Here is a 23,412-nt window from a genome sequence, read left to right on the forward strand (position 1 = left end):
GCAGAGCATGGACCTGCACTTCTCCGGCGCGGTCGCCACCAGGGCCGAGCAGGACGCCGTCGACGCCGCGCTGGCGGCGGCGCCGCACGAACCGGGGGCCCCGGCGCACCGCCGGGATCTGCTGCTGCCCGCGCTGCACGCGGTGCAGAACCGGGTCGGCTGGATCAGCTCCGGCGCACTGGAGCACATCTGCCGCAGGCTGGAGCTGCCGCCCGCCTCGGCGTACGGGGTGGCCGGCTTCTACGCCCTGTTCTCGCTGCGGCCCCGGCCGGCCCGGGTGCTGCATGTCTGCACCGACCTGGCCTGCGCGGCCACGGGCGGGCGGGAGTTGCGCTCGGCGGTCGAGAACGCGCTCGGCCCGGCCGGTCCGGGCGCGGACGGGAGCGACGCCGACGCCGCCGGCGAGGACGCGGTGCAGTGGCTGCACAGCCCCTGCCTGGGCGTCTGCGAGCGGGCCCCGGCCGCACTGCTGGTGCAGGCCGGGGAGGTGGCCAGCGAGCAGGTGTTCGCCCCGGCCACCGCACCGGCGCTGCTCCGGGGCGCCCGGCTCGGCCCGGAGCCCGGCGCCGAGGCGGCCGAACCGCCCGTCGCCGGGTCCGTACCGCAGCGCGGCGACCCGGGGCTGCGGCTGCTGCGCCGGGTCGGCGTGGTGGACCCGACCAGCCTGGAGGCCTACCGCGCGGCGGGCGGCTTCACCGCGCTGCGCCGGGCGCTGGCGATCGGCCGGGCCGCGGTGGTCCGCGAGGTCACCGACGCGGGTCTCACCGGGCGCGGCGGCGCGGCCTTCCCGACCGGGCGCAAGTGGGCGGCCGCCGCCGCCCAGTCGGACACCCCGCACTACCTGGTCTGCAACGCCGACGAGAGCGAGCCGGGCACCTTCAAGGACCGGGTGCTGCTGGAGGGCGACCCCTATGCCGTGGTCGAGTCGATGGCCATCGCCGGGTTCGCCGCCGGCGCCGGCCGCGGCTACCTCTACCTGCGCGGTGAGTACCCGCGCGCCCTGCACCGGTTCGAGCACGCCGTCGCCGAGTCCCGCCGCCGCGGCTACCTGGGCCGGAGCGTGCTGGGCCGGGCCGGGTTCGACTTCGAGATCGAGGTGCGGCGCGGCGCGGGCGCCTACATCTGCGGCGAGGAGACCGCGATCTTCAACTCCATCGAGGGCTTCCGCGGCGAACCCAGGACCAAGCCGCCGTTCCCGGTGGAGCAGGGCCTGTTCGGCAAGCCCACCGTGGTCAACAACGTGGAGACGCTGGCCAATGTGCCGCTGGTGCTGGAACGGGGCGCGGCCGAGTACGCCAGGACCGGCACCGCGCAGTCCACCGGCACCAAGCTGTTCTGCCTCTCCGGGACCGTGCGCAGGCCGGGGGTGTACGAGGTGCCGTTCGGCCGCACCCTGCGCGAACTGCTGACCCTGGCCGGGGGTGTGCCGGAGGGCCGGGAACTGCGGGCGGTGCTGCTCGGCGGCGCGGCCGGCGGCTTCGTCCGCCCGGACGAGCTGGACCTGCCGCTCACCCTGGAGGACGCCCGCGCGGCCGGGACCACGCTGGGTTCGGGCGTGGTGCTGGTCCTGGACGACAGTGTCGACCTGCCGGCGATCCTGCTGCGGATCGCGGAGTTCTTCCGCGAGGAGTCCTGCGGCCAGTGCGTGCCCTGCCGGATCGGCACGGTCCGCCAGGACGAGGCACTGCGGCGGCTGGTGCGGCACCGTCAGCCGGATGACCTGCGACTGCTGCGCGAGGTCGGCCAGGTGATGCGGGACTCCTCCATCTGCGGTCTGGGCCAGACCGCCTGGAACGCCGTCGAATCGGCGCTGGACCGGCTCGGCCTGCTCGGCCCGGTCACCGTTCCCGCCACCGCCCCCGTCCCCGCTCCCGTCCGCACGGCCCCCGGAGGCGCCGCATGACCGCGATCGATCTCGGACTGCCGCGCCGCATGGTGGAGTTCACCCTGGACGGCGCCGCGGTCCGGGTCCCCGAAGGGGCGACCCTGCTGGAGGCCGTCCGGGCCGGGGGCGGCGACCTGCCGACGCTCTGCCACGGCGACACGCTCACCCCCGTCAACGTCTGCCGGCTGTGCATGGTCGAGGTGGAGGGCGCCCGGACCCTGGTCCCCGCCTGCTCCCGGGCCGCCGAGCCGGGGATGGTGGTGCACACCGACACCGAACGCCCCCGGCACAGCCGCAAGCTGGTGCTGGAACTGCTCGGCTCGGCCACCGACCTCTCCACCACTCCGCGGGTCAAGGAGTGGATGGCGGAGTCCGGCGCGGATCCGGACCGGTTCGGCCCGGAGGCCGCCACGGTCGCCCAGCCGGTCCTGGTCGACAACGACCTCTACGTCCGCGACTACGCCAAGTGCATCCTCTGCTACAAGTGCGTGGACGCCTGCGGCGACCAGTGGCAGAACAGCTTCGCCCTCACCGTCGCCGGACGCGGCTTCGACGCCCGCATCTCCACCGAGTACGCCGCGCCGCTGCCCGACTCGGCCTGCGTCTACTGCGGCAACTGCATCGAGGTCTGCCCGACCGGCGCGCTCAGCTTCAAGGCCGAGCACGACCGGCGCGAGGCCGGGACCTGGGACGAGGAGCAGCAGACCGCGACCACCACGGTCTGCACCTTCTGCGGCACCGGCTGCTCGCTGACCCTGCACGTCCAGGCCAATCAGATCGTCAAGGTCACGTCACCGCACGACAGTTCGGTCACCCGGGGCAACCTCTGCATCAAGGGCCGCTTCGGCTGGCAGCACGTCCAGCGCACCGATCCGCAGGAGTCCCAGGAGGCCACCGGATGAGCCGCTACGCCCTGAAGCCCGGCACCGCCTGGGCGCAGACCCGTGCCCGCGCCCTCGCCGCCGCACCCGAGGCCTTCCGCGAGGACCGGGTGCTCAATCTGCACGGCGGAATCTGGGTCCCGGACGGCCGGCCGGCTCCGGCCACTTCCCCGGTGGACGGGCGGAGCATCCTCGGCCCGCCGCTGCTGGACCTGGCCGACGCCCGCGCCGCCGTCGGCCAGGCCGTGGACCAGCACCGCGACTGGCGGCACACCCCGTTGTCCGAGCGCCGGGCCCGGGTCGGCGCGGCCCTGGACGAACTGACGGAGCACCGGGAGCTGCTGGCGCTGCTGCTGGTCTGGGAGATCGGCAAGCCCTGGCGGACCGCCCTGGCCGACGTGGACCGCTGCCTGGACGGGGTGCGCTGGTACGTGGAGCGGATCGAGGACATGCTCGACGGCCGCAGCCCGCTGCCCGGCCCGGTCTCCAACATCGCCAGCTGGAACTACCCGATGAGCGTGCTGCTGCACGCCATGCTGGTCCAGGTGCTGGCCGGGAACGCGGCCGTGGCCAAGACCCCCACCGACGGCGGCACCGCCTGCCTCACCCTGGCCTGCGCGATCGGCCTGCGGCACGGCCTGCCGCTGACGCTGCTCAGCGGCAGCGGATCGCTGCTCTCCCCCGCCCTGGTCAGCGACGACCGGCTCGGCTGCGTCAGCTTCGTCGGCGGGCGCGGCACCGGCAGCCGGGTCGCGGCGGCGCTGGCCGCCACCCGGCAGCGCCATGTGCTGGAGCAGGAGGGCCTGAACTGCTGGGGCGTCTGGGAGTTCAGCGACTGGCCGCTGCTGGCCGCGCAGGCAGCCAGGGCCTTCGAGTACGGCAAGCAGCGCTGTACCGCCTACCCCCGCTACGTGGTGCAGCGGGAGCTGTTCGACGACTTCCTGGCCGCCTACCTGCCGGCCGTGCGCTCGGTGTCCTTCGGCCATCCGCTGGCCGTGGCCGACCCGGCCGACCCGCTGCCCGAGCTCAGCTTCGGCCCGCTGATCAACGACGCCAAGGCCAAGGAGCTCGCGGACACCTTCGCCGACGCGGTGGCCCGGGGTGGAATCCCGCTGCACCGGGGAAAACTCTCCGAGGGACGCTTCCTCCCCGGCCAGGACACCTCCGCCTACCTTCCGCCGATGGCGCTGCTCTCGCCGCCGCCGTCCTCGCCGCTGCACCACTACGAGCCCTTCGGCCCGGTGGACACGGTGGTCCTGGTGGACACCGAGGCCGAGCTGCTGGCCGCGATGAACGCCAGCAACGGCGCCCTGACCGCCTCACTGGCCTGCGACGACGCCACCACCGCGGCGCGGCTCGCCAGACAGCTCCAGGCCTTCAAGGTCGGTCTCAACGCCCCGCGCTCGCGCGGGGACCGCGAGGAGCCGTTCGGCGGCCGGGGCGCCTCCTGGCACGGCGCGTTCGTCGGCGGAGAGCTGCTGGTCCAGGCCGTGACCGAGGGGCCACCGGGCGAGCGGCTGTATGGGAACTTCGCCGACTACGCACTGTATCCCCCGAGTTGACCGATCGTCAGAAAGGAAGACCGTGATCCTGCAGAGAGCCGCCCTCGCCCGGATCCTGGCCGGGGTGGAGCACCGCGCCCGCTTCCCCAGGGACACCGTCCACGCCCTCGGCCGGGCCGGGTTCCTCAGCCTCGGCGGGGAGCAGGCCGAGGAGGTGGTCGACCGGTTCGCGCCGGTCTGCCCCGCCACCGCGGCCGTGCTGCGCTCGCACTACGCCGCCGTCGCCCTGATCGGCGCCAACGGGGGTGCCTGGCTGCAGGCCGAGATCGCCGCGGGCCGACACCTCAGCACGGTGGCCCTGACCGACGACCCGGCCGACCCGGCCCGCTCGGCGGAGAGCGGCGGCGTGGTCCGGCTGAGCGGGCGGAAACTCGACGTGGTGGCGGCCGGGGAGGCCGACAGCTATGTCTGGTCGGCCCGGGGCGCCGACGGGGAGCCGGGGCTCTGGCTGGTCCCGGCCCAGGCCCGCGGCCTGCTGGTGCCCGCCGTTCCGGACGGATCCGGCCCGGCGGGCTGCGCCGGCAGCAGCGTCCGGGCGGACCCGGTACTGCTGCCGGCCTCGGTCTCGCTGCGGACGCTGTCCGCGGTCTGACGGTTGATCAGGCGGTGGTGACCGGGGAGGACCTCCCCAGGTGGTCCCCGGTCACCACCGCCGGCTTGTGTGTCGACTCAGCCCAGCAGGGCGTAGCCGGGCAGGGTCAGGAAGTCGACGAACTCGTCGGCCAGTGCCACCTGCTCGAACAGCTCGGCTGCCTCGGTCCAGCGCCCGGAGGCGTAGGCCGCGTCGCCCAACTCGGCGCGCAGCTCCGCCAGTTCGGTGGCGACCAGGCCGCGCACCAGGTCCGGGGTGACCTTGGCGCCAGTATCCAGCACAACGCCGTTGTAGATCCACTGCCAGATCTGCGAGCGCGAGATCTCGGCCGTCGCGGCGTCCTCCATCATATTGAAGATGCCGACCGCGCCGAGCCCGCGCAGCCAGGCCTCGATGTAGCGCACGCCGACCTGGACCGCGTTGTGCAGCCCGGCGGCGGTGCAACTCCCGCCCGCACCGGCGATGTCCAGCAGTTCCGCGGCGGTGACCTCCCCGGCCGGGACCACCTCCTTCTGGTTCGGGCGGTCGCCGAGCACGGCGTCGAAGGAGTCGCGGCAGATCGGCACCAGGTCCGGGTGGGCCACCCAGGAGCCGTCGAAGCCGTTCCCGGCCTCGCGCTCCTTGTCGGCGGTGACCTTCTCCATCGCGGCGGCGTTGACCGCCGGGTCGCGGCGGGAGGGGATGAACGCGGCCATCCCGCCGATGGCGTGGGCCCCGCGCCGGTGGCAGGTCTGCACCAGCAACTGGGCGTACGCGCGCATGAACGGCGAGGTCATGCCCACGGAGTTGCGGTCGGGGAGCACATAGCGCTCGCCCGCGTCCCGGAGGTTCTTGATGATGGAGAACAGGTAGTCCCAGCGCCCGGCGTTGAGCCCGGCCGCGTGGTCGCGCAGCTCGTAGAGGATCTCGTCCATCTCGAAGGCGGCGGTGATCGTCTCGATCAGGACGGTGGCCTTGACGGTGCCGTGCTCGATGCCGAGGGCCTGCTGCGCGTGGGTGAAGACCTCGTTCCAGAGCCGGGCCTCCAGGTGGCTCTCGGTCTTCGGGAGGTAGAAGTACGGGCCGGAGTTGGGGTCCTCCGGGCCGCGGGCGAGCAGCCGGGCGGCGTTGTGGAAGAAGTAGAGGCCGAAGTCGACGAACGCGCCGGCCACCGGGGCGCCGTCCACCAGCAGGTGCGCCTCGTCCAGGTGCCAGCCGCGCGGGCGGACCACCACGGTGGCCAGCTCGGCGTCGGGGCGCAGCGCGTAGGACTTGCCGGCCTCGCTGCTGAAGTCGATCCTGCGCTCGAAGGCGTCGATCAGGTTGATCTGGCCGTCGACGACGTTGTGCCAGGTCGGGGCGCTGGCGTCCTCGAAGTCGGCGAGCCAGACCTTGGCGCCGGAGTTGAGCGCGTTGACCACCATCTTGCGGTCGGTGGGCCCGGTGATCTCCACCCGGCGGTCCTGCAGCGCACGGGGAGCCGGGGCGACCTTCCAGTCCCCGGCGCGGACGGCGGCGGTCTCGGGGAGGAAGTCGAGGGTGCCCTCGGCGGCGATGCGGGCGCGGCGCTCCCGGCGCAGCGCCAGGAGTTCGCGGCGCCGGGGCTCGAAGCGGCGGTGCAGGTCGGCCACGAAGGCGAGGGCCTCGTCGGTGAGCACCTCCTCGCCCCGGTCGACCGGGAGGCCCGCGACCACGACGGAGTGGTCTGCGTCCTGCGATCCCTGCGGGTCCTGCGGTCCGGCCATGGTCCTTGGCTCCTTCAAGCTGGGGAGGTCACTTGATCAAAAGTCGTTCTCGACATCGTTGCGCTTCTGTAAGGTGGAGGCTAGTTTCCGCGATACAGAAATTCAACACTTTGTTGATGTTGCTCGCGGCACACCATACCCCTGCCTCGGCACGTCCCCCAGGAAGGTAGTCCTGTGGCCGCTCTCCCCGCACCGGTCGACGCCCCGGCAGCCGACCGCTCCGGCGGCGTCCAGTCCGTCGAACGCGCCTTCCAGCTGCTCGAAGTCCTCGCCGACGCAGGCGGGGTGAGCACCCTCAGCGATCTGGCGAGCGCCTCGGGACTGCCCATGCCGACCATCCACCGGCTGGTCCGCACCCTGGTCCAGCAAGGGTACGTACGGCAGGACACCGCCCGCCGCTACACCCTCGGCCCGCGGCTGATCCGGCTCGGCGAGACGGCCGGACGGCTGCTCGGCAGCTGGGCCCGGCCGTACCTGGCCGAGCTGATGGAGGCCACCGGCGAGACCGCGAACCTGGCGGTGCTGGAGGCCGGCGAGGTGGTCTACGTCGGCCAGGTGCCCTCCCGGCACTCGATGCGGATGTTCACCGAGGTCGGCCGGCGGGTCCAGCCGCACTGCACCGCGGTGGGCAAGATCCTGCTGGCGCAGCTGCCCCGGCCGGAGGCGGCGGCCGTGCTCGGCAGCGCCCCGCTGGCCGCGCACACCGAGCACACCGTCACCGAGCCCGCGCGGCTGCTGGCCCAGTTCGACGCGGTCAAGGCCGAGGGCTACGCGGTGGACGACCAGGAGCAGGAGATAGGAGTCCGCTGCATCGCCGTGCTGGTGCCCGGCGCGCCCACGCCGACCGCGCTGTCCATCTCCGGCCCGGAGGCGCGGGTGCAGGCGCTGGAGGCGCGGAGCGGGCACAGCAGGCTGATCCCGCAGATGCAGGAGATCGCCGCCCGGCTCGGCCACGCGCTGGCCAGCAGCGGCTGACGACCCGGCAGTCATCGCCGGTCGGCTGCAGGGTCAGCCGGACCAGCGGGCCCAGGCCTCCGGGGTGTCGATGTCGTCGGCCACGGCCACGTCCCCGCACTCCACCAGCGTGAGTTCGTCGGCCCGCGCCGTCAGCAGGGCGCGGGCGCCGGCGTCGCCGACCGCGCCGCGCGCCGCCTCGGTCCAGTGCTCGGCGCCGATCAGCACCGGGTGCCCGCGCCGTCCCCGGTAGGCCGCCGCGGCCAGCCGCGCGCCCTGCTGATGCGCCGTCAGCATCCGGGCCACCGCGGCCGGGGACACCCCGGGCGTGTCGACCAGCGAGACCAGCGCCGCGGGCGCGCCCGGCGGCAGCGCCTCCAGGCCGAGCCGCAGCGAGGAGCCCATGCCCGAGGCCCAGCCGGGGTTGCGGACCAGGGTGCAGCCGTCGAGCCCGGCCCCCGCCGCCACCTCGTCCGCGCCCGCGCCCAGCACCACGAACAGCTCGGTGCAGCCGCCCTCCCGGAGCACCGTGAGCGCGTGTTCGATCAGCGGTCGGCCCCGGTACGGCAGCAGTGCCTTCGGCCCCAGGCCGAGCCGGCGGCCACCGCCGGCGGCCAGCAGCAGGGCGACCGGGGCTCCGCGGGTCGCGGCGGTTGATGTCATGCCCCCAGTGTGGCCGGACCGCCCCGGCCCCGACCTTGTACGAAACTACAGCCCCGACCACGGGCGCGCCCCCGTTCACCGGGGCTTCACCCGCTGGACCGGCCCCGGCCCGGCCCGCTCTACTGGGCAGATGTCCAGCACCGCCGTCCAGCCGCTCACCGACCGCTTCGGCCGGGTCCACACCGATCTGCGGGTCTCGCTCACCGATCGCTGCAACCTCCGTTGCACCTACTGCATGCCGGAGGAGGGCCTGTCCTGGCTGCCGAAACCGGAGCTGCTGACCGACGACGAGGTGGTCCGCCTGGTGGACCTCGGCACCCGCCGGCTCGGCATCCGCTCGGTCCGGCTGACCGGCGGCGAGCCGCTGCTGCGGCGCGGCCTGCCCGGCCTGGTCGCCCGGCTGACCGCGCTGCCGCAGGCCCCCGAGCTGTCGCTGACCACCAATGGCATCGGCCTGGCCCGCAGCGCCGCCGCGCTGCGCCAGGCCGGCCTGCGCCGGGTCAATGTCAGCCTGGACACGCTGCGCCCCGAGCGCTACGCCGAGATCACCCGCCGGGACCGGCTGGCGGACGTGCTGCTCGGCCTGGCCGCCGCCCAGGCCGCCGGACTGGACCCGGTGAAGATCAACGCGGTGCCGGTGCGCGGCGTCAACGACGACGAGATCGCCGACCTGGCCGGCTTCGCCGCGGAGCACGGCTACCGGGTCCGCTTCATCGAGTCGATGCCGCTGGACGCCCAGGGCGCCTGGGACCGGGACCGGATGGTCAGCGCCGACGAGATCCTGGCCGCGCTCGGCGAGCGCTTCACCCTGGAGCCGCTGCCCCGCGCGGACAACGCCCCGGCCGAGGAGTGGCGCATCGCCGGAACGGACAGCCGGGTGGGCGTGATCGCCAGCGTCACCCGCCCGTTCTGCGGCGGCTGCGACCGGGTCCGGCTGACCGCGGACGGCCAGCTCCGCAACTGCCTGTTCGCCGCCGAGGAGTCCGACCTGCGCGCCCTGCTGCGCTCCGGCGCCGACGACGACGCGGTCGAGGCCGCCTGGCGCGGCTCGGTCGCCGGCAAGGGACCGGGCCACGCCATCAACAGCGCGGAGTTCCGCCGCCCGGACCGCCCGATGTCGGCCATCGGCGGCTGACCCGCCGCCGGGCTGCGCTTCCGGTCCGCGCTTCCGGTCCGCGAAAGAGACTCCCCGAACCGGCCGGGATCAGGGACGATGGGGGCACAGGTCGACGCTCCCAGCCGAACGGACGGTACGTGATGCCCGGTACGCCGCAGCCCGACAACACGGGCCAGCCCGTCGGCGACAGCTCCGACGGCACCCGCCCGGCCGCCCGGCCGGTGCGCTGTCCGTCCTGCCGCCGGGAGCACTCCTACCAGCCCACGCTGTTCCCCTGCACCTGCGGGGCCCAGCTCAAGATCCCGCTGCTGCGCGGCGGGATCCCGGTCCAGGTGCGCTTCCGCTCCTGGGAGGACGCCTGGCTGAGCATGCGCTGCCCGTCCTGCGGGCGCTCCGAGCAGTGGCCGCAGCCGGAGTTCACCTGCGACTGCGGGGCGCAGGTCCGGCTGCCGGTGGACACCGGCCGCCGGGCGGTGCCGGTGGCCCCGGCCGTGCCCGCGGTCCAGCCGCCGCGCGGCGCGCCGCCGGCCCGTCCCGCCTCGGCCGGACGGCCCCCGCTGCCGACGCCGGCCCCGGCGCCCCGGGCCCGCGCCGTGCCGCCGCGGCCTCCGTTCGTCCCGCACCCGGTCCGCACCTCGGACGACGCGATCCTGGCCGCCGCCCGCTACCTGGAGTGGCTGGGCTTCGGCGAGCTGGAGGTGTCCGACTCGCAGGACCGCGAGGGGGTCTGCCTGCTCGGCAGCACCGTGGTCGCCCAGGTCGACACCTGGACCGAGCCGGCCGACCTGCGCGCGGTCGAGTGCCTCTGGCTGAACACCCTGCACGCGGACGAGCTGCAGCCGGTGATGTTCACGCTGGCCGGCTACAACCAGGAGTCCCGCAACCGGGCCGACCAACTCCTGGTCGCCCTCTTCGAGTTGGATCTTGCCGGGGTGCCGCAGCCGGTGAACTCCGCCGCCCGCGAACTGCTGCGCACCGGCAGCCCCAGCTGACGGCCCATCAGCAGGTCAGTGCGAGCGGAAGGGCATCCCGCCAATCGCAACTGGTGTTGTAATTGATCTGGCGCGGCTCCCCGACCACGTGTTGGAATTCCGTCACCACCGGCCAGCTGTACGGAGGGGAGCCGTCCTTGTCGGACCATCGAACGGCGTCGGAGCAACGCACGGCCCGGATCGACGACGCACGCGACGGCTCGGCAGCGGAGGCTCCGCCGGACACGGTCTGGCTGCTGCGCTCGCGCGGCTGCTGGCAGGCCGCGGCGGCGCTGCTGGAACAGCAGGCCGCGCGGTCCCCCGAGGCCGCGCTGACCCGCGCCGAACTGCTGATCGAACGCAGTCTGTTCGAGGGCGACGGCTGGGGTGACGCCGAGAGCGCCCTGCGGCTGGCCGAGGGCGGGGCGCACAACGACACCGAACGGGCCGCCGCCGCCTGCGCCCGCGGCTACCTCGCCTATGTGGCGACCCTGCTGCGGGTGCACGACCGGCTGGACGAGGCCCAGGCCGCGCTCGGCCGGGCCTCGGCGATGCTGCCGCCCGGAGCGCCCGGACGGCCGCTGCTGGACTTCCGCCGCGGCCTGGTCGCCGAGAACCTGCTCAAGGACCCGGTGGCCGCCCGCACCGCCTACCGCCGCGCCCACGCCGGGGCCGAGCAGCAGCAGGACGACCTGCTGCTCTCCTACACCTGGCGGCACCTCGCCACCATCGCCCAGCAGGACGGCAACCTGGCCGGGGCCCGGCACGGCTTCGCCGAGTCGCTGCGGCTGCGCGAGCTGATCGGCTACGCCGTCGGCATCGCCCCCGCGCTCGCCTCGCTGGCGGACGTCTCGCCCACCCCGGAGGCGGCCCAGCTGCGGGCCGAGTCGGCCCGGCTGGTGGGCGCCTTCGGCGGGGTCCCGGTCTGGCTGGCCCAGCCCGCCGCCCAACCGGAGCAGGCGCCGGGACGGGCGTAGGGCCTGTCCGGCTCCCGCAGCGCACCGGCGGCACCAATACCACGGGCGGCAGGACCGGCGCCACCGGTCGTATGAGATCCACTCCCGGCCGCGACCGGGCCGGGCGGCCCCGACCGGCAGGGGATCCCCGCAGCTCAGCGCGGGTCCGCGGGTGCGGCGCGGACCGGCTGTGTACGGCGTACACCTGGGGTGCCCGCCCGCCGCTCATACACCCGTCCCGGTGTATCGACCCCAAAAGCACCATGCGCCACGGAGGTTTGGGCCAGGATGGTTCCCACTTCGGCCGGAGCCGAAGTTCTGGGCACAACTAGGCACTTCTGGGCACTAGCCGAGGTTTGGGCGAGGGCATGAGACTTTCCGACACAACGCTGGGGTGGGGCGTCGCTGCCGTCGCGGGGCTCCTACTGGTCGCCGGACTGGTGACCGTGCTGCGGTCACGCGGCTCGGCGGCACGCGACAGCACCGACTCCTGGGAGCGCAGCGAGGAGCGGCGCCGCAAGAAGGAGGCCCTCTACGGGTCGGCCTCCTACGTGCTGCTGTTCTGCTGTGCGGCGGTGGCCGCCGCGCTGTCCTTCCACGGGCTGGTCGGCTTCGGCATCGAGAACCTGGGCCTGTCCGGGGGCTGGGAGTACCTGGTCCCGTTCGGTCTGGACGGCGCCGCGATGTTCTGCTCGGTGCTGGCCGTGCGCGAGGCCAGCCACGGTGACGCGGCCCTGGGCTCGCGGCTGCTGGTGTGGTTCTTCGCCGGCGCGTCCGCCTGGTTCAACTGGGTGCACGCCCCGCGCGGCATCGACCACCACGGCGCGCCGCAGTTCTTCGCCGGGATGTCGCTGTCGGCCGCGGTGCTGTTCGACCGGGCGCTGAAGCAGACCCGCCGGGCCGCGCTGCGCGAGCAGGGCCTGGTGCCCCGCCCGCTGCCGCAGATCCGGATCGTCCGCTGGCTGCGCGCCCCCAGGGAGACCTACGCGGCCTGGTCGCTCATGCTGCTGGAGAACGTCCGCAGCCTGGACGAGGCGGTGGACGAGGTCCGCGACGAGAAGCGCCAGCGCGGCATCGACCGGGACGAGCAGCGCCGGGCCTCCCGCCATGAGCGGGCGGAGCTTCGGGCGCTCAGCAGCCGGGGCTGGCCGCGGGCCGGCCGCGGGCCTGTGGAGCTTCCGGCGCCGCCGCGCACCGGGACCAGCGAGCGCCAGTCGGTCCCCGCGGAGCCCGTCATAGCCGCTGCCGAGGCCGAGGCGGCGGAGCCGGTGGTCGAACTCCCGGTGCGCCCGCGCCCCGAGGAGCGGACCTTCGACCTGACCGCCGAGGACGACACGCTGACCCTGCCCCGGCTCGACTCGCTGGAGCAGAAGCTCAAGGACCTGGAGCAGCTCTACGGCTGACGTCCTGCGCTACCGCTGACGTCCTTCGCCACCGCTGACGTACCGCACTACCGTTGGGGGGACGGCTCACTGATGGTGGATCAGCTCGAACCACATCCGCTTGCCGCTGCCGCGCGGGTCGACGCCCCAGGCGTCGGCCAGCGCCTCCACCAGCATCAGCCCGCGCCCGGAGGAGGCCTGCTCCCCGGGCGTGCGGCGCTTGGGCCAGAGGTCGGACTCGTCGTCCACCTCCACCCGGAGCCGGGCCGGGCCGGCCTCCCCGCCCTCCTGGTAGAGCCGGGCGGTCAGCAGCGCGTCCCGGTCGGTGTGCACCAGGGCGTTGGTGACCAGTTCCGAGGTGAGCAGTTCCACCGTGTCGGCCAGGTCGCCGACGCCCCAGCGGCGGACCGCGTCCCGCAGTTCGCCGCGCACCTCGGAGATCTGCTGCAGGTCGGCCTGCGGGATGCGGCGGCGCAGCTGGCGCGGCCTGGCCTCGGCCGGGCCCTCCCAGCGGAGCAGCAGCATGGCGATGTCGTCGTCGCGGTCGTGGCTGTCCGCCGCCGCGCCGACGATCCGGTCGGCCAGCGCCTCCAGCGCGTCGGGCCCCTGGGCCTGGACCGTGTGGGCGCCGCCGATGGCGACCCGCAGCCGCTCCATGCCCGCGTCGATGTCGACGGTCCTGGTCTCCACCAGGCCGTCGGTGCAGAGCAGCAGCAGCTCGCCGGGGTCCAGGGTGAACCGGGTGACCGGGTAGGAGTTCTCCGGGTCGATGCCGAGCGGCAGCCCGCCGGCCACCGGCTGGATCGCGCTGCTGCCGTCGGCCCGGCGCACCAGCGGGTCCAGATGCCCGGCCCGGACCGCGTAGGCGGCCCCGTAGTCGACATTGACCTCGACATAGAGGCAGGTCGCGAAGTGGCCGGTGTCCAGGTCGGCCAGGAAGCGGGAGGCCCGGGCCATCACCGCGGCCGGCGGATGGCCCTCGGCGGCATAGGCGCGCAGCGCGATCCGCAGCTGGCCCATCACCCCGGCGGCGTGCACGTCATGCCCCTGGACGTCGCCGATGACCAGGCCGACGTGGCCGCCGGGCAGCGGCACCACGTCGTACCAGTCGCCGCCGATCTGCAGCCCGGTCCCGGCCGGGAGGTAGCGCACCGCGCTGGTGAAGCCCGGCAGCGGCGGGATGCTCCGCGGCAGCAGCACCCGCTGCAGTCCGGCGGCGAGCTCGTGCTCGGCGTCGTGCAGCCGGGCCCGGGCCAGCGACTGGGCCACCATCCCGCCGAGGGTGCTGAGCAGGGTGCGGTCCTCGCTGTCGAGCGCCCGCTCCTCGTCGAAGCTGACCAGGCAGACCCCGAGCGGCCGACCGCTGGCGACCAGCGGCAGAAACGCCCAGCCCTGCTTGGGCGAGGGGGAGACCTGCGGCCAGGCCCCCGGGAAGCGCTCCTGGTACGCGGCCCGGCTGCCCAGGAACACCGGCGTACGGGTGCGCAGCGCCAGCGCGGCCGGGTGGTCGGCGTCCAGCGGGACGTGGTCGTACGGCGGCGGGGCCGCGGGGTCGTAGCCGGTGGAGCGGAGGATCTGGATCCGGCCGCTCTCCAGCACCGCGAGGATCAGCCCGTCCGGCGGGATGCCCGGCAGCGGCAGCTCGGTGAAGACCCGGGCCACGTCCTGCATGGTGGTGGCCTCGGACAGGGCCCTGGCCGCCTCCTTGATGAAGCGGGTGCGCTCCTCCCGGAGCAGCGCCAGCCGGTCGGCGCGGACCCGTTTGTGCAGTTCGACCGTGGCGTCCCAGACGAAGCCGACCATGTGCGAGGGCTTGCCGTCCTCGTCCGCGAGGACCCGGGCGCGGAACCGCACGGCGTGCATCTCGCCGTCCGCGAAGAGGGTGCGGTAGTAGGCGCCGCACTGGCCCAGCTCCCGCACCGCGTGCTCGACCCGGCGGCGGACTATCGGCGCGTCCTCGGGGTGCAGCAGGGCGAGGAAGGACTCGGCGGTGAGCGGGGGCAGCCCGGGGTTCTCGGCGGGGTCGTCGATGCCGAGGATCCGGCAGGCGCGGGCGTCGCCGACGATCAGGTCCCGGCGCAGGTCCCAGTCGAAGGAGCCGATGCCGTTGGCGGCCATCGCCGGCTCCAGCGCGATCGGCGGATCCAGCGCGGCGGACGGGCGTGGCGACGGGGTTGTGGGCGCCACTGCTACTCCTGCCGGTCTGCGCTTCGGGCCCTGTGGGCTGCTCAGGGCGTACGGACATGCGGACATGCATCCGACATCATCCTGTCGGATGAAACGAGCAACGGCAATGGCGGGGCCGGTCGCACCCCGCCCCACCAGCGGCGGGTTCAGCCCACGACCGGCCGGGCAGACCGCAGTCGGAGGTGAGGCGCCGTGCACGACGACCGTCGGATGGTGGAGGCCCGCCTGGAGCGGGCCCTGTCCCAGCACATCCGCGCCGCGCGCTATCCGCTGACCGTGCCGCTGCGGGTGCTGGCCTGGGAGGCCCCGGGCGAGCCGGTGCCGGTCGCCGAGGCGCTGAAGGCCGACTACCGCCCCTTCGCACTGGGCACCGCCTGGGGCGCGCCCTGGTCCACCACCTGGTTCCGCTTCGAGGGCACCGTGCCCGCCGAATGGGCCGGACGCCGGGTCGAGGCGCTGTTCGACCTCGGCTGGGGCGGGGCCTGGCCCGGATTCAACGCCGAGGCCCTGGTCCATGACACCGACGGGGTGCCGATCAAGGGCGTGCACCGGGACAACCGCTGGATCGCGGTCGCCCGGCCGGCCCGCGGCGGCGAGTCGGTGCAGCTGCTGGCGGAGGCCGCGGCCAACCCCGACATCCTCGGCGGCGGCTTCCGCCCCACCCCCCTCGGGGACCGGCTGACCAGCGGCGACACCCCGCTCTACCGGCTGGACCGGGCCGATCTCGCGGTGCTGGACGAGGACGTCTGGCAGCTGGAGCTCGACATCGAGGTGCTCAGCGGGCTGATGCAGGAGCTGGGCACCGACGACCCGCGCCGGTACGAGATCCTGCGGGCCCTGGAACGGATGCTGGACGCGCTCGACCTGCACGACCTGGCCGGGACCGCCGCGGCCGGACGGGCCGAGCTGGCCGACACCCTGGCCCGTCCGGCGCATGCCAGCGCCCACCGGCTCTCCGCGGTCGGCCATGCCCACATCGATTCGGCCTGGCTCTGGCCGCTGCGCGAGACCGTCCGCAAGACCGCCCGTACCTTCGCCAATGTCACCGCGCTGGCGGCCGACTACCCGGAGCTGGTCTTCGCCTGCTCGCAGGCCCAGCAGTACGCCTGGACCCGGGACCACCAGCCGGCCCTGTGGCAACGGATCAAGGACGCGGTGGCCGCCGGGAACTGGGCTCCGGTCGGCTCGATGTGGGTGGAGTCCGACACCAACATGCCCGGCGGCGAGGCGCTGGCCCGGCAGCTGGTGCACGGCAAGCGCTTCTTCCTGGACGAGCTGGGCGTGGAGACCGATGAGGTCTGGCTGCCCGACTCCTTCGGCTACACCGCGGCGTTCCCGCAGCTGGCACGGCTGGCCGGGGCGCGCTGGTTCCTGTCCCAGAAGATGTCCTGGAACGAGACCAACCGGATGCCGCACCACAGCTTCTGGTGGGAGGGCATCGACGGCAGCCGGGTCTTCACCCACTTCCCGCCGGTCGACACCTACAACGCGACCGTCTCCGGCAGTGAACTCGCCCGCGCGGTACGCACCTTCAGCGACAAGGGGCTGGCCACCCGCTCGCTGCTGCCCTTCGGCTACGGCGACGGCGGGGGCGGCCCGACCAGGGAGATGCTGGAGCGGGCCCGCCGGGTCCGCGACCTGGAGGGCTCGCCCAGGGTCGCGGTCGAGGCGCCCGCGGCCTTCTTCGCCGCCGCCGAGGCCGAGTACGGGGCCGCGGCGCCGGTCTGGTCCGGCGAGATGTACCTGGAACTGCACCGCGCCACCTACACCACCCAGGCCGCGACCAAGCGCGGCAACCGCCGCAGCGAGCACCTGCTGCGCGAGGCCGAGCTGTGGGCCGCCACGGCGGCGGTGCTGGCCCCGCCGTACGGGTATCCGTACGAACGGCTGGACCGGCTGTGGAAGACGGTGCTGCTGCACCAGTTCCACGACATCCTGCCCGGCAGCTCCATCGCCTGGGTGCACCGCGAGGCCCGGGAGACCTACCGGGCGGTCGCGGAGGAGCTGGAGGCGGTGATCGCCGAGGCGGCCGGCGCACTGTCGGCAGATGGAAGCGGCGTCCTCAACGCCACCTCCTTCGACCGGGCCGAGGTCTTCGACGGCGGCTGGGCCACCGCCCCGGCGCTGGGCGTCGGCAGCCTCTCCGCCGACCTCCCCGCCACGGTCGCCCCGGTCACCGTCACCGAAGGTGAGGGCGGGGGTGATCCCGGCAGCCTGGTCCTGGACAACGGCCTGCTCCGGGTGGTCGTCAACGCCGACGGCCTGCTCAGCTCGGTCCGCGACCTGGTCGCCGACCGGGAGGCCCTGGCCCCCGGCAGCTACGGCAATCTGCTGCAGCTGCACCCCGACCACCCCAGCCGGTGGGACGCCTGGGACATCGACCAGCACTACCGCCGCCGCCGGACCGACCTCACCGCCGCCGAGTCGGTCACCGTCACCGGGTCGGGTCCGCTGCGCGCCACCGTCAGGGTCGAACGCGCCTTCGGCGCCTCCCGGATCGTCCAGGAGCTGCATCTCGACGCCGGGTCACGGCAGTTGACGGTGGATTCGGACGCCGACTGGCAGGAGTCGGAGAAGGTGCTCAAGGCCGCCTTCCCGCTGGACGTCCACGCCGACCGCTCCAGCGCCGAGATCCAGTTCGGGCATGTGCAGCGCCCCACCCACAGCAACACCAGCTGGGACGCCGCCCGTTTCGAACTCTGCGCGCACCGCTGGGTCCACGTCGGCGAGACCGGCTACGGCAGCGCCGTGCTGAACGACTCCACCTACGGCCATGACATCACCCGGACCAGCCACGAGGGCCGGACCACCACGACCGTCCGGCTGACCCTGCTCCGCTCCCCGCACTCGCCCGACCCGGAGACCGACACCGGACGCCACCGGTTCCGCTACGCGCTGTACCCCGGCGCGACCATCGGCGACGCCGTCGCCGCAGGCCAGGCCCTCAACCTCGGGCTGCGCCGGGGCGGGGCGCCGGCGGCGGCGCTGCTCCGGGTGGACGGGCCCGGCGCCGTGGTCGAGTCGGTCAAGCTCGCCGACGACGGCTCCGGCGACGTGGTCGTCCGGCTCTACGAGGCCCTGGGCGGGCGGGCCGCATGCACCCTGCGGACCGGCTTCCCGCTGGCCGCCGCCACGCTCACCGACCTGCTGGAACGCCCTCTCGTACCGACCGAACCGCTCACCCAGGACGGCGGCGCGCTGGCCCTGGCGCTGCGCCCGTTCCAGATTGTCACCGTCCGGCTAACACCGGATAACGGAACCGTCTCGGCGGACTGATCGTCCGTAGTCGTCAACAGCACCCATCGACTCTCGAACGGACTGGACGACGCATGAAGGTTCTGATCACCGGCGGCGCGGGATTCATCGGCAGCACCATCGCCTCCGCCTGCCTGGACGCGGGCATCGCCCCGGTCATCCTGGACAGCCTGGTGACGGGCCGTCAGGAGTTCACCGCGGGAAGGGCCTTCTACCGGGGCGACATCGCCGACGGACCGCTGCTGGACCAGGTCTTCGCCGAGCACCCCGAGATCGGCGCCACGATCCACTGCGCCGCGCTGATCGTCGTCCCCGAGTCGGTGCGGCAGCCGCTGCGCTACTACCGCGAGAACGTGGCCAAGACCGTGGCCCTACTGGAGCACCTGCAGCGCAACGGCTGCGACCGGCTGCTGTTCAGCTCCTCCGCCTCCATCTACACCCCCGGCGCGGACTTCGCGGTGGACGAGGACTCCGCGCTCGACCCGCTCAGCCCGTACGCCCGCACCAAGATGCTGATGGAGCTGGTGTGCAAGGACACCGCCGAGGCCACCTCGCTGCGGGCGCTGTCGCTACGCTACTTCAACCCGATCGGCGCGGACCCGCAGCTGCGCACCGGCCTGCAGACGCCGCTGCCCTCGCACGCCCTCGGCAAGCTGATCGAGGCCCACCGCGGGGGCGGGACGTTCCGGATCACCGGCACCGACTGGCCCACCCGCGACGGCAGCGGCATCCGCGACTACGTCCACGTCTGGGACCTGGCCCGGGCCCATGTCGCCGCCCTGCAGCGCTTCGACCGGGTGCTGCCCGCCGACGGCGCGGAGTCCTACCAGGTCATCAACCTCGGCACCGGCGCGGGCACCACCGTCCGCGAACTGATCGCCGCGTTCGAACGCGTCACCGGCGCCACCCTCCCCACCGAGCAGACCGCCGCCCGCCCCGGCGACAACGCCGGCGCCTTCACCCGCAGCACCCGCGCCGCCACCCTCCTCGACTGGCACCCAGAACTCACCCTCGACCAGGCCATCACCGACACCCTCGCCTGGTTCTCCCACCGCGACTCCGTCCTGCGACTGGGCTGATCGGCGCGCCCACTCGTCGCATCCGGGGCAGGCTGGACAGCATGGCGGGAGCGGGGTTCAATACGGGCAAGAGTTTGAACGCCGTTCTAAACTTCTCCGGACGAGGCGACGAGGCACCGTGCGACTGACACCGACCGAGCGGGACCGGCTGCTGATCTTCACGGCGGCCGAGCTGGCCCGCGCTCGCCGCGCCCGCGGCCTGCGGCTGAACGTGCCGGAGGCGACCGCGCTGATCGCGGACACCGTCTGCGAAGCCGCCCGCGACGGGCGACGGCTGGCCGAGGCGATCGAGGCGGGCCGCAGCGTGCTCAGCGCGGCGGACGTGCTGCCCGGCGTCCCCGACGTGGTGACCACGCTGCAGGTGGAGGCGGTGTTCGACGACGGGACCCGGCTCTGCGTGATCGACGACCCGTTCCGCGGCGCGGGCTCGCTCGGCCCGGACGCCCCCGGCGCGGCGCTCCCCGGCGAGGGCGCCGGCTACCGGCCGCAGCAGCCGACCGTACGGCTGCCGGTGCGCAACACCTCGACCGTGCCGATCAGCGTCACCTCGCACTTCCACTTCTTCGAGGCCAACCCCCGGCTGGCCTTCGACCGCGCCGCCGCCTACGGCACCCGGCTGGCCGTCCCGGCGGGCTCCACGGTCCGCTTCGACGCCGGGGCGACGGTCGAGGTCGAGCTGCTGCCGATCGGCGGGGCCCGGGTCGCCATCGGCTTCGCCGGCCTGGTGGACGGGCCGCTGGACGCGCCGGGCGCACGCGAGGCCGCCTTGGCCAAGGCCCGCGCCACCGGCTACCTGACCGCGTACGAGCAGGAGGACGGCAAGTGACCGCGAGCGGTTTTGAGGCGCGGGGCTGCCACGGCCGCCCCTCCGGCCCGTCGAGCACCATCACCCCGCAGGACTACATCGCCGTGCACGGCCCCCGCACCGGGGACCGGATCAGGCTCGGCGACTCCGGGCTGATCGTCCGGGTCGAGTCGGACTCGCAGCAGCCCGGCGAGGAGTTCCTGGCCGGCTTCGGCAAGACCGCCCGCGACGGCCTGCACCTCAAGGCCGCCGCCGTCCGCGACACCTGCGACGTGGTGGTCAGCAACGTCCTGGTGATCGACGCGGTGCAGGGCATCCGCAAGACCAGCATCGGCATCCGCGAGGGCCGGATCTGCTCGATCGGCCGCGCCGGCAACCCGGACACCCTGGACGGGGTGGAGGTGGTGGTCGGCACCGGCACCACCATCGTCTCCGGCGAGGGCTTGATCGCCACCGCCGGGGCCATCGACACCCATGTCCACCTGCTCTCCCCCCGGATCATGGAGGCCTCGCTCGCCTCCGGCGTCACCACGATCATCGGCCAGGAGTTCGGCCCGGTCTGGGGTGTCGGCGTCAACTCGCCCTGGGCGCTGCGGCATGCCTTCAACGCCTTCGACGCCTGGCCGGTCAACATCGGCTTCCTGGCCCGCGGCTCCTCCTCCGACGACGCCCCGCTGATCGAGGCGCTGGCCGAGGGCGGCGCGTCCGGCTTCAAGGTGCACGAGGACATGGGCGCGCACACCCGCGCCCTGGATACCGCGCTGCGGGTGGCCGAGGAGCACGACGTCCAGGTCGCCCTGCACACCGACGGCCTGAACGAGTGCCTCTCGGTCGAGGACACCCTCGCGGTGCTCGCCGGACGCACCATCCACGCCTTCCACATCGAGGGCTGCGGCGGCGGCCACGTCCCCAATGTGCTGAAGATGGCCGGGGTGCCGAACGTCATCGGCTCCTCCACCAACCCGACCCTGCCGTTCGGCCGGGACGCGCTGGGCGAGCACTTCGGCATGATCGTCTCCGCGCACGACCTCAAGGTGGACCTGCCCGGCGACGCCGCGATGGCCCGCGACCGGATCCGGGCCGGGACCATGGGCGCCGAGGACGTGCTGCACGACCTCGGTGTCATCGGCATCACCTCCTCGGACGCCCAGGGCATGGGCCGGGCCGGTGAGACCGTGCGCCGGACCTTCGCCCTGGCCGGGAAGATGAAGTACGAGCTGGGGCCGCTCGACGGCGCCGGCAGCTTCGGCGAGACGGACGGCGGCGACGACAACGAGCGCGTGCTGCGCTACATCGCCAAGCTGACCATCAACCCCGCCATCGCCCACGGGCTGGCCCACGAGATCGGCTCCATCGAGGTCGGCAAACTCGCCGACCTGGTGCTCTGGCGGCCGGACCACTTCGGCGCCAAGCCGCAGCTGGTGCTGAAGTCCGGCTTCCCCGCCTACGGGGTCACCGGCGACCCCAACGCCTCCACCGACCGCTGCGAACCGCTGGTCCTCGGCCCGCAGTTCGGCGCGCACGGCAGCACCGCCGCCGACATCTCGGTCGCCTTCGTCGCCCGGGCCGCCGTCGACAACGGCGACCTGATGCCGACCCGCCGCCGCCGGGTCGCGGTCCGCGGCACCCGCGGCATCGGCCCCCGCGACATGCTCCGCAACGGCCGCACCGGCACGGTCGACGTCAACCCGGCCACCGGCCTGGTCTCGCTGGACGGCGAGCTGCTCCAGTCCGTCCCGGCCGACGCCGTCTCGCTCAGCCGCCTCTACTTCCTCTGACCCCGACTCCGAAGGAGCCCCCATGACGAACCATCAGAATCCGGAGACCCCGGCCGAGCTGGGCTTCTCGATGCCGGCCGAATGGCAGCCGCACGACCGCACCTGGATGGCCTTCCCCACCCCCAACGAGACCTTCAGCGCGGACGAGCTGCACGCCGCCCGCACCGCCTGGGCCGCCGTCGCCAACACCGTGGTCCGCTACGAGCCGGTCACCCTGATCGTCAACCTCGGTGAGACCGAGGCGACCAGGGGCTACCTCTCCCCCGAGGTCGAGATCGTCGAACGCCCGCTGGACGACGCCTGGATGCGCGACATCGGCCCGACCTTCCTCACCGACGGCAAGGGCGGCATCGCCGCCGCCGACTGGATCTTCAACGGCTGGGGCGCCCAGGACTGGGCCAGCTGGGAGAAGGACCAGGACATCGCCGAGGAGATCACCACCCTCACCGGCATCCGCCGCTTCGCCTCCCGCCTGATCAACGAGGGCGGCGGCATCCACGTCGACGGCGAGGGGACGGTACTGCTCACCGAGACCGTGCAGCTCGGCGAGGGCCGCAACGCCGACTGGACCAAGGCCGCGGTCGAGGCCGAGATCCACGCCCACCTCGGCACCACCAAGGCGATCTGGGTGCCGCGCGGACTGACCCGCGACTACCAGCGCTTCGGTACCCGCGGCCACATCGACATCGTCGCCGCGTTCCTGAAGCCCGGCACCGTGGTGGTGCACAGCCAGACCGATCCGGCCCACCCCGACTTCGAGGTCAGCAAGGAGATCACCGCGCTGCTCCGGTCCGCCACCGACGCCCGCGGCCGACAGCTGGAGGTCGTCGAACTCCCGGCTCCCACCGTCCTCTTCGAGGAGGACGGCGAGCCGGTCGACTACTCCTACATCAACCACTACCTCTGCAACGGCGCGGTGGTGCTCTGCGCCTTCGACGACCCCAACGACCAGCGGGCCGCCGCGCTCTTCGCCGAACACTTCCCCGACCGCAAGGTGGAACTCGTGGACGCCCGCGAGATCTTCGCCAACGGCGGCGGAATCCACTGCATCACCCAGCAGCAGCCGCGCCCCTGAGGCCGCAGAGGTCCCTGAAGTGCCGCCGGGTCAGCGGTGCTTGACGTAGGCGACGTGGGAGTTCTTGTAGGCGAGCGAGTCAACCACGGCGTTGCGCGAGTTGCGCAGCGTCGCGGCGTCCGTGTCGTTGTTCCAGATGTAGTTGCCCGAGCCCCAGTAGCGGCTGGTGGTGGTGTTGCGGCCGGTACCGGTGTGCAGCACCACCGTGCCGTGGGCCTTCAGCGTGAAGGTGCCGAAGCGGTAGGTGTGGTTCTGGCGGTCCTTGACCGTCCAGCCGGTGAGGCTGACCGCGTGCGCGGTCGGGTTGACGATCTTGACCCATTCGGCGTTCCGGGAGGCATTGGAGCGGGTGTCCTTGCCCGGCGAGTTGTAGTAGATCTCCGCGACATAGGGGTGGCCGGCGGGAACGGCGGCGGCGGTCCCGGCGAGCGGGACGATCACGGCGGCGGCAAGGGCGGCGGCGCCGGCTATCTTCGCGGTCTTCATTCGGGAAACCCTACTGAATGACAACCCTATGAGTTGCCCAAGAGCGGAATCCCAGCCTAC

Annotated in this window: 18 protein-coding genes; 14 read left to right on the plus strand and 4 right to left on the minus strand. The window is 73.6% G+C overall.

The genetic code is table 11. The annotated features are described in order from the left end of the window. Positions 1 to 7: 7 nt before the first annotated feature. The 4 genes from ACEZDG_RS34990 to ACEZDG_RS35005 are packed head-to-tail and all read left to right on the plus strand — an operon-like array spanning position 8 to position 4,920. The gene (locus tag ACEZDG_RS34990) at positions 8 to 1,903 is read left to right on the plus strand and encodes an NAD(P)H-dependent oxidoreductase subunit E (RefSeq protein WP_380518114.1); all 1,896 of its coding nucleotides are present in this window, start codon (positions 8 to 10) and stop codon (positions 1,901 to 1,903) included. After that, entirely contained in the window at positions 1,900 to 2,787 is an 888-nt protein-coding gene (locus ACEZDG_RS34995) for a 2Fe-2S iron-sulfur cluster-binding protein (RefSeq protein WP_380518117.1), read from the plus strand. Before ACEZDG_RS34990 ends, ACEZDG_RS34995 begins: the two co-directional genes overlap by 4 nt. Further along, positions 2,784 to 4,328, plus strand: a complete 1,545-nt coding sequence (locus ACEZDG_RS35000; protein ID WP_380518120.1) for an aldehyde dehydrogenase family protein — start codon at positions 2,784 to 2,786, stop codon at positions 4,326 to 4,328. Before ACEZDG_RS34995 ends, ACEZDG_RS35000 begins: the two co-directional genes overlap by 4 nt. 22 nt (positions 4,329 to 4,350) lie before the next feature. Continuing rightward, positions 4,351 to 4,920 (plus strand): acyl-CoA dehydrogenase, encoded by a 570-nt coding sequence (locus ACEZDG_RS35005; RefSeq protein ID WP_380518123.1) that lies wholly within the window; start codon positions 4,351 to 4,353, stop codon positions 4,918 to 4,920. Positions 4,921 to 4,997: 77 nt separating this feature from the next. Here ACEZDG_RS35005 and aceB read toward each other — a convergent pair whose 3' ends face one another. Then, positions 4,998 to 6,644 (minus strand): malate synthase A, encoded by a 1,647-nt coding sequence (aceB, locus tag ACEZDG_RS35010; protein WP_380518125.1) that lies wholly within the window; start codon positions 6,642 to 6,644, stop codon positions 4,998 to 5,000. Between the two features lie 174 nt (positions 6,645 to 6,818). Here aceB and ACEZDG_RS35015 point away from each other — a divergent pair, with 174 nt between their 5' ends. Beyond that, positions 6,819 to 7,619 carry an IclR family transcriptional regulator gene (locus ACEZDG_RS35015; RefSeq protein ID WP_380518128.1) on the plus strand — a complete coding sequence of 267 codons (801 nt, stop codon included), beginning with the start codon at positions 6,819 to 6,821 and terminating at the stop codon, positions 7,617 to 7,619. A gap of 33 nt (positions 7,620 to 7,652) precedes the next feature. Here the strand turns inward: ACEZDG_RS35015 and ACEZDG_RS35020 are convergent, their stop codons facing one another. Then, entirely contained in the window at positions 7,653 to 8,261 is a 609-nt protein-coding gene (locus tag ACEZDG_RS35020) for a nucleotidyltransferase family protein (RefSeq protein ID WP_380518130.1), read from the minus strand. A gap of 130 nt (positions 8,262 to 8,391) precedes the next feature. Between ACEZDG_RS35020 and moaA the strand changes: the two genes are divergently transcribed. From moaA to ACEZDG_RS35040, 4 genes are all read left to right on the plus strand, one after another. Beyond that, positions 8,392 to 9,396, plus strand: a complete 1,005-nt coding sequence (gene moaA, locus ACEZDG_RS35025) for a GTP 3',8-cyclase MoaA (protein ID WP_380518133.1) — start codon at positions 8,392 to 8,394, stop codon at positions 9,394 to 9,396. Positions 9,397 to 9,518: 122 nt separating this feature from the next. Beyond that, positions 9,519 to 10,370 carry a hypothetical protein gene (locus tag ACEZDG_RS35030; protein WP_380518135.1) on the plus strand — a complete coding sequence of 284 codons (852 nt, stop codon included), beginning with the start codon at positions 9,519 to 9,521 and terminating at the stop codon, positions 10,368 to 10,370. 179 nt (positions 10,371 to 10,549) lie between these two features. Continuing rightward, positions 10,550 to 11,326, plus strand: coding sequence for a hypothetical protein (locus ACEZDG_RS35035; protein WP_380518184.1), 777 nt, complete (start codon positions 10,550 to 10,552; stop codon positions 11,324 to 11,326). 347 nt (positions 11,327 to 11,673) lie between these two features. Next, on the plus strand, positions 11,674 to 12,708 hold the full coding sequence (locus tag ACEZDG_RS35040; protein ID WP_380518137.1) for a DUF2637 domain-containing protein: 1,035 nt from the start codon (positions 11,674 to 11,676) through the stop codon (positions 12,706 to 12,708). 66 nt (positions 12,709 to 12,774) lie between these two features. Here the strand turns inward: ACEZDG_RS35040 and ACEZDG_RS35045 are convergent, their stop codons facing one another. After that, entirely contained in the window at positions 12,775 to 14,874 is a 2,100-nt protein-coding gene (locus tag ACEZDG_RS35045; protein WP_380518139.1) for a SpoIIE family protein phosphatase, read from the minus strand. A 192-nt stretch (positions 14,875 to 15,066) separates the two neighbouring features. Between ACEZDG_RS35045 and ACEZDG_RS35050 the strand changes: the two genes are divergently transcribed. From ACEZDG_RS35050 to ACEZDG_RS35070, 5 genes are all read left to right on the plus strand, one after another. Beyond that, on the plus strand, positions 15,067 to 18,150 hold the full coding sequence (locus ACEZDG_RS35050) for an alpha-mannosidase (RefSeq protein ID WP_380518142.1): 3,084 nt from the start codon (positions 15,067 to 15,069) through the stop codon (positions 18,148 to 18,150). A 53-nt stretch (positions 18,151 to 18,203) separates the two neighbouring features. Beyond that, entirely contained in the window at positions 18,204 to 19,208 is a 1,005-nt protein-coding gene (galE, locus tag ACEZDG_RS35055; protein WP_380518144.1) for a UDP-glucose 4-epimerase GalE, read from the plus strand. Between the two features lie 118 nt (positions 19,209 to 19,326). After that, on the plus strand, positions 19,327 to 20,034 hold the full coding sequence (gene ureA, locus ACEZDG_RS35060; protein WP_380518147.1) for an urease subunit gamma: 708 nt from the start codon (positions 19,327 to 19,329) through the stop codon (positions 20,032 to 20,034). Between the two features lie 59 nt (positions 20,035 to 20,093). Then, positions 20,094 to 21,791 carry an urease subunit alpha gene (locus tag ACEZDG_RS35065; protein WP_380518187.1) on the plus strand — a complete coding sequence of 566 codons (1,698 nt, stop codon included), beginning with the start codon at positions 20,094 to 20,096 and terminating at the stop codon, positions 21,789 to 21,791. A 22-nt stretch (positions 21,792 to 21,813) separates the two neighbouring features. Beyond that, positions 21,814 to 22,866, plus strand: a complete 1,053-nt coding sequence (locus ACEZDG_RS35070; protein ID WP_380518150.1) for an agmatine deiminase family protein — start codon at positions 21,814 to 21,816, stop codon at positions 22,864 to 22,866. A 30-nt stretch (positions 22,867 to 22,896) separates the two neighbouring features. Here ACEZDG_RS35070 and ACEZDG_RS35075 read toward each other — a convergent pair whose 3' ends face one another. Next, the gene (locus ACEZDG_RS35075) at positions 22,897 to 23,352 is read right to left on the minus strand and encodes a lamin tail domain-containing protein (protein ID WP_380518152.1); all 456 of its coding nucleotides are present in this window, start codon (positions 23,350 to 23,352) and stop codon (positions 22,897 to 22,899) included. Positions 23,353 to 23,412 lie beyond the last annotated feature (60 nt).

This window comes from Streptacidiphilus alkalitolerans (assembly GCF_042511045.1).
GTDB lineage: Bacteria > Actinomycetota > Actinomycetes > Streptomycetales > Streptomycetaceae > Streptacidiphilus > Streptacidiphilus alkalitolerans.